General features: G+C 64.9%; 20 protein-coding genes and 1 tRNA gene. 10 read left to right on the top strand and 11 right to left on the bottom strand.

Annotated elements, in window-relative coordinates; all coding sequences use genetic code 11:
- Nucleotides 1-69: 69 nt before the first annotated feature.
- From V5A19_RS08910 to V5A19_RS08900, 3 genes are all read right to left on the bottom strand, one after another.
- Complete coding sequence (locus V5A19_RS08910) at nt 70-960, bottom strand: polyprenyl synthetase family protein (protein WP_332318894.1); 891 nt, start codon at nt 958-960, stop codon at nt 70-72.
- A 4-nt stretch (nt 961-964) separates the two neighbouring features.
- On the bottom strand, nt 965-1,240 hold the full coding sequence (locus tag V5A19_RS08905) for an exodeoxyribonuclease VII small subunit (protein ID WP_332318893.1): 276 nt from the start codon (nt 1,238-1,240) through the stop codon (nt 965-967).
- A 377-nt stretch (nt 1,241-1,617) separates the two neighbouring features.
- On the bottom strand, nt 1,618-2,367 hold the full coding sequence (locus V5A19_RS08900) for a TlyA family RNA methyltransferase (RefSeq protein ID WP_332318892.1): 750 nt from the start codon (nt 2,365-2,367) through the stop codon (nt 1,618-1,620).
- Nucleotides 2,368-2,844: 477 nt separating this feature from the next.
- Between V5A19_RS08900 and aroC the strand changes: the two genes are divergently transcribed.
- Entirely contained in the window at nt 2,845-3,918 is a 1,074-nt protein-coding gene (gene aroC, locus V5A19_RS08895) for a chorismate synthase (protein WP_332318891.1), read from the top strand.
- 222 nt (nt 3,919-4,140) lie between these two features.
- Nucleotides 4,141-5,337 carry an MFS transporter gene (locus V5A19_RS08890; protein ID WP_332318890.1) on the top strand — a complete coding sequence of 399 codons (1,197 nt, stop codon included), beginning with the start codon at nt 4,141-4,143 and terminating at the stop codon, nt 5,335-5,337.
- 85 nt (nt 5,338-5,422) lie between these two features.
- Here the strand turns inward: V5A19_RS08890 and V5A19_RS08885 are convergent, their stop codons facing one another.
- The gene (locus V5A19_RS08885; RefSeq protein ID WP_332318889.1) at nt 5,423-5,947 is read right to left on the bottom strand and encodes a DUF2452 domain-containing protein; all 525 of its coding nucleotides are present in this window, start codon (nt 5,945-5,947) and stop codon (nt 5,423-5,425) included.
- 221 nt (nt 5,948-6,168) lie between these two features.
- Here V5A19_RS08885 and V5A19_RS08880 point away from each other — a divergent pair, with 221 nt between their 5' ends.
- Nucleotides 6,169-6,588, top strand: a complete 420-nt coding sequence (locus V5A19_RS08880) for a c-type cytochrome (protein WP_332318888.1) — start codon at nt 6,169-6,171, stop codon at nt 6,586-6,588.
- A gap of 6 nt (nt 6,589-6,594) precedes the next feature.
- On the opposite strand, the gene asd is transcribed toward V5A19_RS08880, so the two are convergent.
- Nucleotides 6,595-7,467: an archaetidylserine decarboxylase gene (asd, locus tag V5A19_RS08875; protein ID WP_443081439.1), complete on the bottom strand. Its 873-nt coding sequence runs from the start codon at nt 7,465-7,467 to the stop codon at nt 6,595-6,597.
- Between the two features lie 133 nt (nt 7,468-7,600).
- Here asd and V5A19_RS08870 point away from each other — a divergent pair.
- Both V5A19_RS08870 and V5A19_RS08865 read left to right on the top strand, forming a co-directional pair.
- Nucleotides 7,601-7,676, top strand: a tRNA-Glu gene (locus tag V5A19_RS08870).
- A 325-nt stretch (nt 7,677-8,001) separates the two neighbouring features.
- Entirely contained in the window at nt 8,002-8,283 is a 282-nt protein-coding gene (locus tag V5A19_RS08865; protein WP_332318886.1) for a hypothetical protein, read from the top strand.
- A 397-nt stretch (nt 8,284-8,680) separates the two neighbouring features.
- On the opposite strand, the gene V5A19_RS08860 is transcribed toward V5A19_RS08865, so the two are convergent.
- On the bottom strand, nt 8,681-9,184 hold the full coding sequence (locus tag V5A19_RS08860; RefSeq protein WP_443081438.1) for a GlcG/HbpS family heme-binding protein: 504 nt from the start codon (nt 9,182-9,184) through the stop codon (nt 8,681-8,683).
- Nucleotides 9,185-9,329: 145 nt separating this feature from the next.
- On the opposite strand from V5A19_RS08860, the gene tpx reads away from it, so the two are divergent.
- Nucleotides 9,330-9,830, top strand: coding sequence for a thiol peroxidase (gene tpx / locus V5A19_RS08855; protein WP_332318884.1), 501 nt, complete (start codon nt 9,330-9,332; stop codon nt 9,828-9,830).
- Between the two features lie 14 nt (nt 9,831-9,844).
- On the opposite strand, the gene V5A19_RS08850 is transcribed toward tpx, so the two are convergent.
- Nucleotides 9,845-10,243, bottom strand: a complete 399-nt coding sequence (locus V5A19_RS08850; RefSeq protein ID WP_332318883.1) for a nuclear transport factor 2 family protein — start codon at nt 10,241-10,243, stop codon at nt 9,845-9,847.
- A 58-nt stretch (nt 10,244-10,301) separates the two neighbouring features.
- Between V5A19_RS08850 and V5A19_RS08845 the strand changes: the two genes are divergently transcribed.
- The gene (locus V5A19_RS08845; RefSeq protein WP_332318882.1) at nt 10,302-10,559 is read left to right on the top strand and encodes a hypothetical protein; all 258 of its coding nucleotides are present in this window, start codon (nt 10,302-10,304) and stop codon (nt 10,557-10,559) included.
- An 8-nt stretch (nt 10,560-10,567) separates the two neighbouring features.
- Here the strand turns inward: V5A19_RS08845 and V5A19_RS08840 are convergent, their stop codons facing one another.
- The 3 genes from V5A19_RS08840 to V5A19_RS08830 all read right to left on the bottom strand — a co-directional run bounded on the left by V5A19_RS08840 (nt 10,568) and on the right by V5A19_RS08830 (nt 12,578).
- Nucleotides 10,568-11,074: a DUF192 domain-containing protein gene (locus tag V5A19_RS08840; RefSeq protein WP_332318881.1), complete on the bottom strand. Its 507-nt coding sequence runs from the start codon at nt 11,072-11,074 to the stop codon at nt 10,568-10,570.
- Nucleotides 11,071-12,147, bottom strand: coding sequence for a glycoside hydrolase family 3 protein (locus V5A19_RS08835; protein WP_332318880.1), 1,077 nt, complete (start codon nt 12,145-12,147; stop codon nt 11,071-11,073). Before V5A19_RS08835 ends, V5A19_RS08840 begins: the two co-directional genes overlap by 4 nt.
- 227 nt (nt 12,148-12,374) lie before the next feature.
- Complete coding sequence (locus tag V5A19_RS08830) at nt 12,375-12,578, bottom strand: hypothetical protein (protein ID WP_332318879.1); 204 nt, start codon at nt 12,576-12,578, stop codon at nt 12,375-12,377.
- A 513-nt stretch (nt 12,579-13,091) separates the two neighbouring features.
- On the opposite strand from V5A19_RS08830, the gene V5A19_RS08825 reads away from it, so the two are divergent.
- From V5A19_RS08825 to V5A19_RS08815, 3 genes are all read left to right on the top strand, one after another.
- Nucleotides 13,092-13,298, top strand: a complete 207-nt coding sequence (locus V5A19_RS08825) for a hypothetical protein (RefSeq protein WP_332318878.1) — start codon at nt 13,092-13,094, stop codon at nt 13,296-13,298.
- Nucleotides 13,299-13,403: 105 nt separating this feature from the next.
- Entirely contained in the window at nt 13,404-14,477 is a 1,074-nt protein-coding gene (locus V5A19_RS08820) for an AI-2E family transporter (protein ID WP_332318877.1), read from the top strand.
- A gap of 5 nt (nt 14,478-14,482) precedes the next feature.
- Nucleotides 14,483-15,769 carry an FGGY-family carbohydrate kinase gene (locus V5A19_RS08815; protein ID WP_332318876.1) on the top strand — a complete coding sequence of 429 codons (1,287 nt, stop codon included), beginning with the start codon at nt 14,483-14,485 and terminating at the stop codon, nt 15,767-15,769.
- On the opposite strand, the gene V5A19_RS08810 is transcribed toward V5A19_RS08815, so the two are convergent.
- On the bottom strand, nt 15,766-16,155 hold the full coding sequence (locus V5A19_RS08810) for a hypothetical protein (RefSeq protein WP_332318875.1): 390 nt from the start codon (nt 16,153-16,155) through the stop codon (nt 15,766-15,768). The two genes, V5A19_RS08815 and V5A19_RS08810, sit on opposite strands and share 4 nt — an antisense overlap.
- Between the last annotated feature and the right edge of the window lie 3 nt (nt 16,156-16,158).

Raw genomic sequence — 16,158 nt, 5'->3', positions numbered from 1 at the left:
GCCAGCTCGCGCAGCTCGGCCGGGGAGTGGATGCTGTCCAGGAGGCGGGTCATGGGATCGATGTCCGATTCAGTGGTTGCGCTCGACAACGTAGCAGGCGAGGTCGCGCAAGGGATCGGCCTCAGGGCCCAAGCTCTCCAGGCAGGCCAGGGCCCGGTCCAGCTCGGTCCGACCCATGCGCTGGGATTCCTCCATACCCAGGAGGGCGGGGTAGGTGGCCTTGTGATGGGCGGCATCGGCCCCTGCGGTCTTGCCCAATGACTGAGTGTCGCCGGAAATATCCAGGATGTCGTCGACGATCTGGAAAGCCAGGCCGATGTGGCCTCCGTAGCTCGCCAAAGCTTCCCGGCTCTCCGGAGTGGCACCGCCCGCCAGGGCGCCCAGCTCCACCGAGGTCTGAAGCAGGGCGCCGGTCTTGAGGCGATGGGTCCGCTGCAGGGCCGCGACATCCGATGCGCGATCCTCCTGCGCCAGGTCCAGGGCCTGGCCGCCGACCATGCCGTCGGTACCCACGGAGCGGGCCAGAAGCCGGACCATGCGCAGGCGGACGGCCTCGGCCAGGGCCTCCTCGTCAGCGATGCTCTGGAAGGCCAGGGTCTGGAGGGCGTCCCCGGCCAGAATGGCCGTCGCCTCGTCGAAGGCGCGGTGCGTGGTGGCTCGCCCGCGTCGCAGGTCGTCGTTGTCCAAGGCCGGCAGATCGTCGTGGACCAGAGAGTAGGCGTGGATGCATTCCACTGCAACCGCAGGGGCAAGGGCCTGATCGATGTCGCCGCCCACGGCCTCGCAGCCGGCAAGCACCAGAATGGGCCGCAAGCGCTTGCCGCTGCCGAGGACGGCGTAGCGCATGGCGGCGCCCAATGGAGCCGGATGGAGGCGGTCCTCGGCGGGAAGACGGGCCTCCAGGGCCGTCTCGATCCGCTCCCGATGTCGCTTCAGGTAGGTTTCCAGTTCGTTTGGCACAGGGCTACTCGTCGTTAGAGTCATCACCGGCAAAAGGCTCAAGCCTCTCCTCGCCGGCCTCGCCCACAAGCTTGTAGACCACTTGCTCCGCATCTTTGAGCTGGGTCTCGCACTGGCGGGCCAGGGTGATGCCACGCTGAAAATCCGCCAGGTCCTGCTCCAGTCCTTGCTCACCGGATTCCAGGCGCTCCACCAGGGACTCGAGCTCGGCCATGGCCTGCTCGAAGGAGAGGTCAGCCTGGTCCGCGCTCTCGGGCGGCTTCTGGGAGTCGTCGGTCAAGGGCGTTTACCGCGAAAAGGATCGAAACGTAGGGGGGTGGGCTGGGGTTGCCCTACGATTACGTTATTCCAGGGCCACTGGCGGGTCAATTTCCCTTCCTCGGCTGCAGCCATGGGAGGGAGTATTAAGTAGTTAAGTATTAAGGGGTTAAGGAAAAAGCCACCGCTATCCGGTGGTTTGGGAGGTCCTTCATAACTTAAATCTTCCGGATTACCCGACCGCCTCAGCCCCTTGGGAAAGCCAAGCAGAAACAGGGGCCAGGAGCTGTGTGGCACACTGCCTGACTACCCGGCGAGTGGTCAGGCACTTCCCTGGTCTCACCAAGCCTCCTGCCCGGTCTGGCTTATGGCTGAGGCGTTGGAGTCATCAGGTACATCTTACCTGATTGCTTCTGACCCTTCCGGCTCTAGGCGCAGGCAATACTCCCGATTTCCGGCCTCCCCGGGTATCGGCACCTCCATCGCCGTGCGGGGCCGGAAACCGGCGGTCGCCGCCTGGTCCCGAACCTTGTCCAGCGCGGCTTGGCGGGCATCGGCGTCCCGAACCACGCCGCCGCTTCCCACCTGTTTGGGGCCCAGCTCGAACTGGGGCTTGACCAGGACCAGGACCACCGAGCCGGGAACCACCAGCCCCCGGAGGCGGGGCAGGACTGGACCCAGGGCAATGAAGCTGAGGTCGGCCACCAGCCAATCGAAGGGCGGGGCCAGCACGGCCGGGTCGATGCGCCGGATGTCTGTGGCTTCCAGGCAGCGTATACTTCCCTCGCGGCGCAGGCGGGAGTGGAGCTGATCGGTGCCCACGTCCACGGTCACCACCTGGTGGGCCCCGCGCTGCAGCAGGCAGTCGGTAAAGCCACCGGTGGCAGCCCCCACATCGATGGCCCGTGCCCCGGTAGGGTCCAGGCCTAAGGTGTCCAGGGCTGCCTCCAGCTTGAGTCCGGCCCGCGAGACGTAGGGGATGTCGGCCTCGGTCACGGTCACCCCGGCGTCGTCCGGTACCTCTCGGCCCGGCTTGGTAACCTGCCGGCCGTCCACGGACACGGCGCCGGCCTCCACCAAGCGGCGGGCACGAGCGCGGCTGGCGGCGAAGCCACCTTGGACAAGCAGGGTATCGATGCGGATGGTCATAACGGTAGGCTAGCGTTCCTTGTCCGGAAAGGCAGGCACCAACCAACAAGACCGGGCCAATCGCCCATTCCATGCGTAACCGCCGTGGCACAACCATTAATGTTCCGGGGTGTGCTCCGCGAGGAACTGGGCCATGCCTTCAGGGGCTTCCTGCATGCCTGCCTTGTTTTCCTACCAACCGGTGGGGCAGACCTCGCTCTGCTTCTCATGGGAACCCTACCCATATTTGCCCTCGGTGACCCTGAAGAGCGGCATTCCTTCTGGATCTCGCGTTGGGCATTACCGCGGTGGCGGTGAAGTCGGGGGCTGTTTGTTGACCAGTACCCTCACGGCGTCTCCTTAGGGCGGATGGGCCAGGTTTAGGATGAAATTAAGACTCATTCTTATATAAGCGAGCTATGCTAGAATGGAAGCTCGCTCCCAACCAACGGACCCGAACGGACCGCGTCCGGGACCTGTCCCTTAGGACCACTTCCCATGGCTGGCAACGCAATTGGCGAACTGTTCCGGGTAACCACCTTTGGCGAAAGCCATGGCCCCGCCATCGGCGCCGCGGTGGATGGCTGCCCCCCCGGCCTGGCCCTTTCCGAGCCGGATATCCAGCGCGACCTGGACCGTCGCCGGCCGGGTCAGTCACGGTATACCACCCAGCGCCGCGAGGCCGACGAGGTGGAGATCCTGTCGGGTGTGTTCGAGGGTGAAACCACTGGCGCCCCCATCGGCCTGGCCATTCGCAATACCGACCAGCGCAGCAAAGACTACTCGGATATTCAGGAGCGTTTCCGGCCCGGTCATGCGGACTATACCTACTGGCTGAAATACGGCCGGCGAGACTACCGCGGCGGCGGTCGTTCCTCCGCCCGAGAGACGGCGATGCGGGTGGCTGCGGGCGCCATCGCCCGTAAGTACCTGGCCGAGCACCTGGGCATCACCATTCGCGGCTGCCTGGAGCAGATGGGGGATATCCGCCTGGAGCGCAAGGACTGGGCGGCGGTGCCCGACAACGCCTTTTTCAGTCCTGACCCGGATCGGGTCCCTGAACTGGAGGAGGCCATCAACCAGTTGCGTAAGGAGGGTGATTCCATCGGCGCCGGTGTGTATGTGGAGGCGACCGGGGTGCTGGCCGGGCTCGGCGAACCGGTGTTCGACCGCCTGGAGGCCGACTGGGCCAAGGCCCTGATGGGCATTAACGCGGTCAAGGGCGTGGCAGTAGGCGACGGTTTCGAGGTGGTCCGGCAGCGCGGGTCCGAGCACGGCGATGAGATGGACAGCGGCGGCTTCCGCTCCAACCATGCCGGCGGGGTTCTCGGTGGCATCTCCAACGGCCAGCCGCTCACCGCCCGTGTCGCCGTCAAGCCCACATCCAGCATTACCCAGCCCCGCCAAACCGTTGACGAGCAGGGCAACGAAGTGGAGATCTCCACCCGGGGCCGCCACGACCCCTGCGTTGGCATCCGGGCAGTGCCTATCGCCGAGGCCATGACGGCCCTTACGCTCATGGACCATTTCCTGCGCGACCGGGCCCAGAACGGCGAGCGCCCAGTGGGCTGAAAAGAAGGTGGCCAACCGCAGAGACGCAAGACCGCAAAGGAAGAAGGCCAAGGCGCTGGACAGAGGCCCATTGCAGGCGTTTAGGGGTCCGCCACGACATTGACACAGCAAGCCTAGCTGAATCGCAGCGGGAAACCGCCCCTGAAAGGTCCATAACCGCCGTAGCCAACCGTCCTTTCAGGTTCATTAACCTCAAGGCTGCCCCATGCAAAGGAGCCCCCGGTGGACGCCGAACCCGGCGCCGCATCTCCGACGACCGGTCTGAGACGCGGCTTTGCTGCTCGGTACGCTGGTTTCTATTTTCTCTATTTTGCCACCCTTGGCGCCATCCTCCCCTACTGGAGCCTGTACCTGCAATCGCTGGGCTTGGCCGCGGTGCAAATCGGGGTGCTGGTGGGGGCGATCCAGATCACCAAGATCTTCGCGCCCAACGTCTGGGGACCCCTGGCCGATCGTACCGGTCGGCGCATGGCGGTGGCCCGTGGCACCGCCTTGGCTACCTTGGTGGCCTTCCTGCCCCTGTACGGCCTGGACACCTTCTGGCCCATGTTGCCCGTCGTGGCCCTGTTCGCCTTCTTCCATGCCGGGCCCCTGCCGCTGGTGGAGGGAGCGGTGTGGGACGTGGTCCAGCGCTATCGGGCCCATTACGGGCGGTTGCGGCTGTGGGGCTCGGTGGGCTTTATCGTCACCGCCGTGGGGCTCGGCCCCATGCTGGACCATCTGGGTATGGTCCGGCTGCTGGACTTCCTGAGCCTGCTGTTCCTAGGGGTGTTTCTGTTCACATTTTTTGTGCCCGAGCCTGGCCGGGCCCCTGAAACCAGCGGGGGTGGCTCCCTGCTGGCGACGCTGCGCCGCCGTCCGGTCTGGGGGTTTTTCGCCACAACCTTTTTGATGCAGGCCAGCCACGGTGCCTACTACGGCTTCTTCTCCATCCTCATGGCGGAACACGGCTACTCCGGGCTGGCTATTGGCCTACTTTGGGGTTTGGGGGTAACCGCCGAGGTGGTCGTGTTCTTATTCACCGACCAGCTGGTGAATCGCTTCGGGATACGCAACATGCTGGCCGGCAGCCTGTTCCTAGCCGCCCTGCGCTGGTGGGTTACCGGGGCCACTGACCTCCTGGTACTGCTGCTTCTGGCCCAGACCCTGCACGCGGCTACCTTCGCCAGCTTCCACGCCGCTGCTGCCCGCCACACCCACGACCTGTTCCCGGGTGCTCAGCGCTCCTCGGGGTTCGCCCTGTATTCTAGCCTGGCCTTTGGTTTCGGCGGCGGGGTGGGATCCCTTATATCGGGTGGGTTATGGGACCGCATCGGGGGTTCCGGCACCTTCTGGGTGGCGGCCGGGCTCGCCGTGGCGGGCCTTGCTGTGATGCGGCTAACGGGGGTGGCGAGGCCGGCTTTCGAAGGGGTTGAGTAAAACAGCCCCGGAGTAGGGCCCGGCAAGATAAGCATAAAAAAACCCGGGCCGGAGCCCGGGTCTTTGATAGCCGTCCCGGGGTCACTTACTTCTCCAGGCCACGGCTCTCCAGTAGCTGCTGGACCAGGGCCTGGGTGTCGTCGGGCTCGTCGGCTTTTTCGGCGGGCGTCCAGGAGTAGTCCGGCTCAAGCCGGTAGGAGCCGCGGAAAGTATCCGGCGGAGTGCCGTTCCAGTCGTCCGGGGAAAGCATGGAGAAATACAGGGAGCTATCCTCCTTTTCATAGAGGTGGTAGGTTTTCCCCGGCTGGCGCTGGAAATTGCACTTTGCCGTGTGTAGCTCCATATCCTGCTCGGCGCTGGCCATGATCTCCTCGGCCTCCGCCTGCAGGGCCTTGATCTGGTCGGCGATGACCTTGAGCTTGCCGCTGACCCGGGTGTTGACCATTTCATCGGCCTTGGCGATCTCCTGAGCGGTGTTCACCAGACTGAAAGCCGGTGCGCCGCGCTCCACGGGGTAGGGGGAGGTGGAATCGGGGCCCTCATGGATCTCGCCCTTGTCTTCGGGCTCTTGCTGATCAGTTTGAGTATTCGAATTTTGCTCGTCGGCCATTTGATCCTCGGTAGATCGCGTCTTACAGTTACAGCGTAGCTTCTCGCGCTTAGGCGCTTCAACCTTACGTCGTTGGGTGCCTTCGGTCCTTGCGAGGCCTTTTTCTCGGGCTGGTGAAAACACTGTTGCAGCAAGCGCCACCAGGTGCCTGAATATGCATCATCCGGCGTCGTGTCGCTTTTGGGCGATACCTGGGTAGGCCCCAACGAGGAGCCGTTTTTATGGATCACCGGTTCTCTTATTTCCGGAAGCCCGTTAATGCCTTATTGCTTCTGGTTCTCCTTATTCTAACCGGTCTGGTCCTTTCCGAGGCGCGGGCCCAGTCCATGGCCAAGGCGGCAAAAGGCCAAAAGATTTTCTTCAAGGTCTGTGTGCAATGTCACACGTTGCAGGAGAAAGACCAGCTCTCAGGCCCTGGGCTGGCGGGTGTGCTCGATCGGGTGCCCTCGGAGGAGTGGCTCATGAACTATCTCGAGAACCCCGAGGGAATGCTCGAAAATGGCAATGCCTACGCCCAGCAGATCTCCGGGGATTATCCTCTGGGAATGCCCAGGCTGAAGGTTATGCAGGACGCGTCCAATCGCGAGGCTGTTTTGGCCTTCCTCAAACAGATGCGCCAGCAAAACATGGCTAGCCAATAGGGCGGATCATTCCCCGGATGGGGTGACACCGCCTAGGCATTGGCCCATCCGCACATGGTCGGTAGGCCTCAGATTCGGGTCCCAGTTCGCTTCTCCCCGGGGGAACATCAGGATCACCGTCGATCCCAGATTAAACCGGCCCAACTCTTCTCCTTGGTTCAAGCGCACCGCCTCGGTTTCCTCACCCGGGTAGCTCCATGCCCGGACCCGCCGGCCTGAGGGGGGTGTAATGGTCCCTGCCCACGCCGTTTCGATGGTTGCAACCAGCATGGCTCCCACCAGGACCACGGCCAGGGGTCCGGAATCGGTGTCAAACAAGGCCACCACCCGTTCATTCCGAGCGAACAAACCGGGAATGTGGCTTGTGGTGGCAGGGTTTACCGAAAAGGCTCGGCCAGGAACATGGACCATCTCCCGCAGGGTTCCGGAAACCGGCATGTGCACCCGGTGATAATCGGGAGGGGCCAGATAGATGGTAGCGAACTCGCCGTTTTTGAAGGGAGCCGCGCGCTCGGGAGAGCCTCCCACCAATTCGGTAGCCCCGAAGGACCGGCCCTTGGCCTGAATAAGACGGTCATCGGGGATCCGGCCGAATTGGCTCAGGGTGCCGTCAGCCGGACAAGCGATACCGTTGTCGTCGGGGCACAGAGGCCGGGCCCCCGGGCGCAGGGCGCGAGTGAAAAAGGCCTGGAAATCCGGAAAGGCATCCGGGTCGGCCTCCGCCGATTCGGCCATGTTTACCCCGTAACGGTTTACGAACCACTGGGTAAGGGGGCCCTTTACCCAGCCTTGCCGGCAGCGGGTAGCGAGTCCCACCAACCGCGACAGGGCGTGGTGAGGGAGGGGATATTGGGCCCAAGCGAACAAGCACTCAGCCATGCGGGAAAGGGTCGGCACGCGGCAATGCATCCTGGGGTTGGCCTAGCGTCGCTTAAGGATAGCGGTTATAGGGCCTCCAAGGTAAGTGCATTTGACCGGAACAGGGGGATTTGATTCAATCGGCAGCCTTTCCGTCCCCATCGTCTAGCGGTCCAGGACATCGGCCTTTCACGCCGAAGACGGGGGTTCGAGTCCCCCTGGGGACGCCATATAAGGGACTTTGTTCCCGATCTGCTACCGGTCCTTTGCGTAGGGCCGGTTTTTTTAGGTTGGTACCCCCAAAGCGGGTTCTGCTCCAACTGCCATTTTTGAAGTCCGGCCGGAAACAGCAACCCCTGCAGACCCCGCCGCGGATAGCTGGTTTGAGGGAAAGACAAGGCTCGGCTGCTGTTGAGCGCGGGGCTGAATTCCATGAGACTGGGATTTGAAGCTCACCCGCGAGCGAGGCGGCGTAACCCTCCGGCTACTCGTAGCGGGCAGGGAATTTCAGGGGATGCGCAATCGCTGGTGGCCGTCAACGCAAGGAGAGGGCACATGGAGGTATCGACGGAGGAGCTGCGCCGGGCCAAGGAGGCCGCCGAAGACCTCCTCGAGGAGATGGGGCTCGCCGCCTATCTGTACGAGGTAGAGCCAACAGCGGGCGAGTGGCTGGTCCGGGTCGAATGCACCGTCTCCGACGACGCTTGGCAGTCGGCGGAGCTGCCGGTGGCCAAGGAGCAGCTCTTGTCGGCCGCGGGCGATTCCCGCATCCGGGCGGCTCTGCTGGCGGATTGGGGTGGCGAGTTGGAAGAATGTCAGCGACAGCCCGCGGAGTGACCCCGCCTTCTGACCCTCCTGGGTTGAGGTCTGTCCCCGCGGAAAGGGGAATCACGAGCGGACAAGGGGAAACTTAGAAGGAATCGGGCTTGCCTTGTCCTAACCCCGCCGGTTACTTAAACCCGAGAGGGCAGCCGGGGTTAGGGCCGAGGTGCACTGGCTTCAGCCTGATCCCCATCGCTCGGCTGGTCTTTGTAAAGGCGGATTCGGAAGACCCCTATGGCATGTAAATGGCAAAGGCCATCGAATGGCCTGAAGGCGGAAAAGGTTTCTCGCGTTGCCCTTCGAAGCCCTAGAAGCCTTCTGGGCACAGGCTCCTACCACCCTGTCGGCACTCGGGATCCGTAAAAAGGCCCGGCGGCAGGCCGGGCACATTCGAGGACCGGGAAGCGGGGGGCTAGAGACCGCCGAACTGGAGCCTATCCGCCACCGCGTCGAGGCCCGCCTGGGCGCACTCGGCGTCGAGGTCGCCGCCCGGGGCGCCGCTCACCCCAACGGCGCCGACCAGCGAGCCCTGGGTTTCGATGGGGAGGGCACCTGCCAAGGTCAGCACCTCGTCGAGATGGTCGAGCTCCGCCGCAATGGCACTGCGGCTCTTGTCTAGGTTGGCGCTGGCGGTGCCCGAAAGGATCACTGCGCCCGCTTTCTCCTTGGCGATCTCCATGGTCATGCGCGGCGCGTAGACGTCCCGCAACAGGGCCTGAGTATCGCCGCTGCGGTCCACCACCACCGCGGTTACCTGAAATCCGCGCTCCCGGCAGGCCTGGACGGCCCCGTCAGCGATGTCGCGGGCTAGCTCCATGGCCATGTGCTTCATCTCGACGAAGTCCGATTTCTCCTGGGCGGCGACGGGGCCGGTCATAGGCAGGAGCATTACGGCCGCGGCGGCAAGGGTGGGCATAAGGTAGGGGCGATGGGGCATGGCAACCTCCTTGGCTGGCCGACGGGGTTGAAGCCGCCGGCTAGGAACCGAACAATCGGACGTGAAATACTTGAACGAACCGCTGGGTCTTCAGCGGGCCCTCCAACCGAGCAGGAGGCTATAGATGGCCAAAGTGACGCTCAAGGGCGATCCCATCCATACCAGCGGCGAGCTGCCCGAGGTGGGCCAGGCGGCTCCTGATTTCACTCTGGTCGACCAGGACCTGGCCGAACGGTCCCTGGCCGATTTCGCCGGCAAGAAGAAGCTGCTCAATATCGTTCCCAGCCTCGATACACCGGTGTGCGCCGAGTCCACCCGCCGGTTCAACGACTACGCGGCCAGCCACGACGATACGGTGATGCTGATCATCTCGGCCGATCTACCCTTCGCCCAGAAGCGCTTCTGTGGCAACGAGGGCCTGGACAATGTCGTGCCCCTTTCCATGATGCGGGACAAGGCCTTCGCTCGGGACTATGGTGTTCTCCTGGAGGACGGCCCGTTTGCCGGCGTAACCGCGCGCGCCGTGGTGGTGCTCGATGAAAACGATCGGGTGGCTTACCGTCAGCTGGTACCGGAGATCGCCGACGAGCCCGATTACGACGAAGCCTTGCAGGCACTGGGCTGAGGGACCCCGGCCGGTTACTGCAGGGAAGGCTCTGCGGGGGCCGGCGGAATGGACTGGCAGGGGCCGGCGTGGTGATGGGTCATGCGCCATTCCCCTTCCTCGTGGCGGAACAGGTTGGTGGCCACCAGGGGATGCTCGCCGGGGTCCTCGTAGGTGATGACGAAGGCATGGTCGCCGTCGACCACGGTCCGCTCTTCCTGATGGCGGAGGATGCCTCCTGAGCTATGGGCAAAGATTTCCCGCCAGGTAGCCATTACGGCCTCCCGGCCCACCAAGGGGTCCCATCCGGGATGGATGCAAACCACGGGAACCCGATGGGCCCAGACCCGGTCCATTAGCGCAATGTCCCGGCTGTTGAAGGCCTGGTAGAAAGCCTGATTGGCGAAAAGGACGGCGCCGTACGATTCGGACATGGCGATGCTCCCACTGTGGCCGGGCGGCGAACTCGGCCGGCAAACCGAGGAGGCGGGCATGAGCGGCAAAGATCATTTGGACATGGATCAGGCCCAAAGGGATCCGGGGTCCGTCTTCGACAGCCCGGAGAGCCTGGGGGCGCGTTCCGACCTGACCGCGGAGACCAAGCGGGAGCTGCTGCGGCGCTGGGCCTACGACGCGCGCGAACTGGCTGCTGCCGAGGACGAGGGCATGAACGGCGGCGAGCCGTCCCTCCTGGGGCGTATCGAAGCGGTGCTGGCGGCGATGGACGAACCCCCCGAAAGGGACGACTAGCCCGCCGTTTAGGGCTGTTTCGGATTTCCCACCACCACCTCCGATCCGGCGATGCCGGCGGGAAGCCGGAAATGGCAGCGCGATCCCGCCTCGATGCCGTGGGCGGAGAACCAGCCGCGGTTGACCTCCAGGGCGAAGCGGGCGGGTCCGTGGGATGGGTATCGCCGATAGCCGTCCTGCGGTCTCCCCGAAGGCGGTGGCGGCATCCGGTGGATATTGATAATACGGCCCCGTTTGTCTAGGAAGGCGATGGACAGCGGGATGCGTGTTCCTTTCATCCAGAAGCGGCGCCTGGCCGATCGGTTCCAGACGAACAGCATGCCGCGGTTGGGCCCTAAGCGATCCCGACCCGACAGGCCGGTGGTACGCGAGTCCGCCGTGGCCGCTACCTCCGCCGGTAGGGGGGTGCCGTCCACCCGCAGGGTGATCTCGGGTAGATCGCCGGCCCCGGCCATGGGGCTTACCAAAAGGCTCAGGAACAGCAGCCATCCCAGGCGGCCTCCACTCGCCTTCAACGCAGGCCCTTCCCGATTCCCCGTGTGAACCGGCGGATCCGGCGGAAGGAACGATCGATGCGGGCTTCGGGGATCGCGCCCGTTGCCACCAGGGAGTGGATGATCGCCGCGGAGCGGGCGGCAATGTCCGGTTCATAGACCGTGTTGTTGGCAAACATGAACAGGTCAACGTCGGCCCGCAGGGCCTGAAGGATTACGGTGCGGAGGCCGAACTTCTCCCGGATGGCGGCCATTTGGAGGTCGTCGCTTACCACCACGCCGCCGAACCCCAGCTCTTCCCGTAACAGGCCCTTGACCGTGGCCGGCGATAACGAGGCTGGCCAGCGGTCATCGAGCCGCCCGTGCCAAAGATGACCCACCATGACACTCTCTGCCAGGCCCCGGTCGATGAGCCGCCGGTAAGGGGCTAGCTCCCGGGAACGCCAGCTGTCGGTTATGGCCACCGCCCCTTCGTGGGTGTCGCCCCAGGCACTGCCATGGCCCGGGAAGTGCTTGAGGGCGGTAGAGACGCCGGCGTCGCGGTGAGCCCGGACCACGGCGGCTGCGCGGGGGACCACCTCCTGGGGCCGTTTCCCGAAGGCACGATCGAGACCGGCGATGACCGGGTTGTCCGGATTGATGGCCAGGTCCACCACCGGGGCCAGGTTCCAGTTGATTCCCAGCCCTGCCAGCTGACGGGCAGTAGCCGAAGCCGTACGCCGGGTCGCCGGTAGGGGACGCTCGCCAAGGTCGGCCGCCGAGGGGGCCACTTCGAAGCCCCGGGACCGGGAGAGGCGATTGACCTGTCCGCCTTCCTGATCCACGGCGATCAGCAGCGGGTAGGGGGCGGCCCGCTGCAGGTTCCGGGTCAACCGGTGCAGCTGCTGGGGGTCCCTGATGTTGCGGGTCGCCCGCCCGCTGGGGACATCGCGGTCGAACAAGACCACGCCGCCTATGTGGTGGCGGCGGATGGTCCGCGCGATGGCGGAGCCACGGTCCGCTTCCAGACCCCGGAAACCCACCACCAGCATCCGACCGATGCGCTCGTCCAGGTCGGATCCGGTAGCGGTGCCGGCTGGCAACAGGGTGCTCAAAAGAACCGCGGTGAGGAGTCGCCTTCGGCGAAGAGCGGAGAACGGGCCTTTCCCGAGCACGGCGTTTCCGGGTCGGAGGGCCGATGGCGGTCTCGAACCCAGGGGGCGGCTATCCGTCACCAGCACCCCCGGCTGTTTCCGGAACGGCGGCTTCGGCAACGGACAAAAAACCTTCGGGCCTCCGACGGCGGAAAATCCAGGGCGGGCGCTCCGGCTTGCGGGAAGGCTCAGGTCTGTTCGGAGTTGCTTCCGGGCCCGGAGGGATTGAGCTGGGTCAAGGCTTCCAGGGCGAGGCTGGTACGGAGGCTTTGAAGGTTGGCGCGCGCCTTGCGGAGATAGCGATGGCTGATCTCCGAGTCGCCTTCGCCCAATTCGTCCAGCCGGTGAAGGGTATCCCGGAGGACGTCGTCGAGTTCGTTCAGGGTGGCCATGGCGAAACCCCAGGGTGGACGGAGACGGATCTGTACCCTAAGGATGGCCCAAGAGCGCCACCCCTGCAAGCCGCTAGCCGGCACTAGGCGGGCTGATGGATAGCGCCATCCGGGCTGAGCCCGATGGTTGCCCCGCGCTTGGGCGCGAGCAAGGCTTGGAGCCCACAGTCATCGATTTCCATTCGACCAGGGAAGCGGCGGAAACCTCTTTTTCAAGGGGCTTGATGATCGGCTCAGGCCTGGGTCTGGCCGCGATCGGGCGGGCTTGGAGAAACCTAGACCTTCCTGAAAAAGGGGAGGGCACGGGGGTAATGCCCTGGCTCGGAAGAAGGCCTTCCCAATTGCTGGTGTCATTGGGGCGGGGTTGATGGCGGTGCCCGTTCTGCCTGTCCGCGGATTCCCGGGCAAACCCAGCAAGGCGGAGGGCGGCAGGTGGGGGAGCACCTATTGGGCACCAATTTCACGACCCAGTGCGACGTCAATACCTAGCCGCTACGCAAGAACCTGTCCTATATGTTCGGTAACGAGTACATGACGGGGGATTTCGAATCCCGGGAGGTGAAGGCCCAGGCAGGGGATAGCTACCGGGTGATGCTCCACTACCTCGACGGCGAAGCCGGACCAGCCACCGCCAAGTGCGATGTGGATCTGGTAGCTCAAGCGGCCAATTTTAGGGCCGAAAACGCCGAGGTGTTGAGCTGCCTGACCGGCTATCTCTAGGGTTTGGTGCTAACCCCTTCGACCGTCTAGGTCCGTGCCCCGCACCCGGGGCGCATGGTAAGCTCCGGACGAACCTGCCATAGGCCGGAACCGCGGGAGGCCCTCTTGACTGATGCCCAAAAGTGGCTGGCTGCTCTGGCCCTGGTCGTCGCTGGGGGCTGGCTCCTGTACCTGCTCGCGCCGGTCCTTACCCCCTTTCTGGTCGCAGCCCTGCTGGCCTATCTCGGTGATCCACTGGTGGATCGCCTGGAAGGGCGAGGCATGGGACGCACTCTCGGGGTGGTGGTTGTTTTCGTCGGTCTGGTGGCGCTGTTTCTTGTCCTGATACTGTTGCTACTGCCCCTTCTCGACACCCAGATCCGCACCCTGGTGGCTCGGGTTCCGGCCTATTTTGCCTGGATGGAGAACGTTGTTGTCCCCTGGCTTGCCGCGCATCTGAATCTGGATCCCGACATGTCGGCTTTGGATACCCTCCGGGATTCCATCCAGAACCACTGGCGTAGCGCGGGAGGGCTTGCTGCCAGGGTGGTCGACGCTATATCGCGCTCCGGGCTGGTGCTCGTGGGGTGGGCGTTCAATCTGGTGCTGATCCCTGTGGTCACCTTCTACCTGCTGCGGGACTGGGACCGCCTGATCGCCGGTATCAGGGGACTTCTACCGCGGGCCTGGGAGGACCCGGTAGTCCAGATGACCCGGGAATCTGATGAGGTTCTGGCTGGATTCCTCCGCGGCCAGCTCCTGGTTATGCTCGCCCTGGGGGTGATCTACGCCGGGGGGCTGTGGCTGGCCGGGCTGGAATTGGCCTTCCTGGTCGGTCTGGTGGCCGGGCTGGTGAGTTTCGTCCCCTATCTCGGCTTTATTTTGGGGGTAGTGCTGGCAACGGCCGCCATGCTAGTCCAGACCGGCGGCGATCTGATGGCCCTGGTGCCGGTTGTGGGGGTTTTTCTGGTGGGTCAGGTGATCGAAACCATGGTTCTGACCCCCCTTTTGGTGGGGGACCGGGTGGGCCTGCACCCCGTGGCGGTGATCTTCGCGGTGCTGGCGGGTGGTCAGCTTTTCGGCTTCATCGGAGTCCTTCTGGCCCTTCCCGTCGCCGCTGTGGCCGCGGTTTTCGTCCGCCACGCCCACCGCCGTTACCTGGCTAGCGATATCTACCGCGATCGTGGGGAGGAAAGCTGACGCCCATGGCCCGGCCGTCCGAAGCGGTGTTTATCGGTGTGGATGTGGGCACCCGCGGGGTCCGGGCCTGCGCCCTAGACCGAAACGCGGTGGTGGTCGACCAGACCGAGCGGTCCCTGGCCCCGCCTCGGGGGGATGGGGGCGTCAGTGAGCAGGATCCCGAGACCTGGTGGCAGGGACTGGTGGGTGCGGCCAGGGAGCTTGCCGGACGGATCGGAAGTCAATCGGTGACAGCCCTGGCGGTGGATTCCACCTCGGGTACCTTGGTTGTGACCGCTGTCAATGGACAGCCGTTGCGTCCGGCCCTGCTGTACAACGACCGGCGCGCCACCGCGGCCGCCGAAGCCATCGCCCGGGTGGCCCCTGCGGCGAGCGGGGCTCACGGCGCCAGTAGCAGCCTTGCCAAGCTGCGCCACCTGGGCGAGCGCGGCGAGCTGACCGGCGCCGGCCATGCCCTGCATGCCACCGATTGGCTGACCGGCCGCCTGATCGGCAAACAAGGGGTCACCGACGAGAACAACGCCCTTAAGATGGGCTATGACCCGGTTCAACGGGACTGGCCCGACTGGCTGGGTAAAATGGTACCCGTCGAGCTATTGCCCGAGGTGGTGGAGCCGGGTAGCCGTCTGGGTAAGCTGGAGCCCAGGGCGGCCGCGGAATTGGGCCTGCCTGCCGGAGTGGGGGTGCACGCGGGAACCACCGACAGCATTGCGGCTTTCCTGGCCACGGGCACGGAGAGACGGGGAGAGGCGGTGACTTCCCTGGGCTCCACCCTGGCCCTCAAGGTGATCAGCGAATCGCCGGTTTTCGCCCCCGAGCACGGGGTCTACAGCCACCGGCTGGGACAGCGCTGGCTTCCCGGGGGCGCCTCCAACAGCGGCGGTGCGGTGCTGTTGCAGTATTTCACACCCAATGAGCTTACCGCCTTAACCCCCTACCTCGATCCCGAAACCCCCACCGGCCTTGACTACCTGCCGCTGCCCGCCATCGGGGAGCGCTTCCCAGACAACGATCCTCACCTGGCGCCCCGGATCGAGCCCATACCTGCAGACCGGGCGGCCTTCCTTCAGGGTCTGCTGGAGGGGATCGCGGCCATCGAGGCCCGCGGTTACCGGCGGCTCGCCGAGGTGGGGGCGGAGTATCCCGAACGGGTGCACACCGCAGGCGGCGGTGCCGGCAACCCGGCTTGGACCCGGATCCGGGAGCAGCAGCTGGGCGTGCCGGTGGCTTCGGCCGGGTCCGCGGAGGCGGCCTGCGGGGCGGCTCGGCTCGCCATGGGGCCGGTAACCTAGTCGGCCTGAAGGTGCTCCAGAACCTGGCGGATCCCCGAGACCCCCTCCTCAAGCATAATGGCCAACGGGCGGCGATCGTCCAGATCGGGCTGGGTCGTGACGACCCAGGTGTAAGTACGGATGTCGTCGTCGCCTGGGAAACGATCGGCCAGTTGCTGGTGGATGGCGAGTAGCGCGCTGGCCCGCCCCAGGGTTTCCGGGTCGGGTTCCAGGGGGCGGCCCTTCTTGTGGGCCTCCAGGCGTTTCTTCTCTCGCGGGGAATGGCCTAGCAGCTCCAGCTTCTGGGAGTCCTCCAGCCCCCAGCGCCGGAACAGGGCCAGCACCATGTAGGCCAGCTGGGCCCGTTCGTCCTCCGGGGGCAGGGTGGGGGGGGATGACTCGGCCATGGC

Origin of the sequence: Thiohalorhabdus sp., from assembly GCF_036628635.1 — a bacterium.
GTDB lineage: Bacteria > Pseudomonadota > Gammaproteobacteria > Thiohalorhabdales > Thiohalorhabdaceae > Thiohalorhabdus.
Note: the sequence above shows the minus strand (reverse complement) of the source record. Positions and strands in the feature narration are given on the sequence as shown.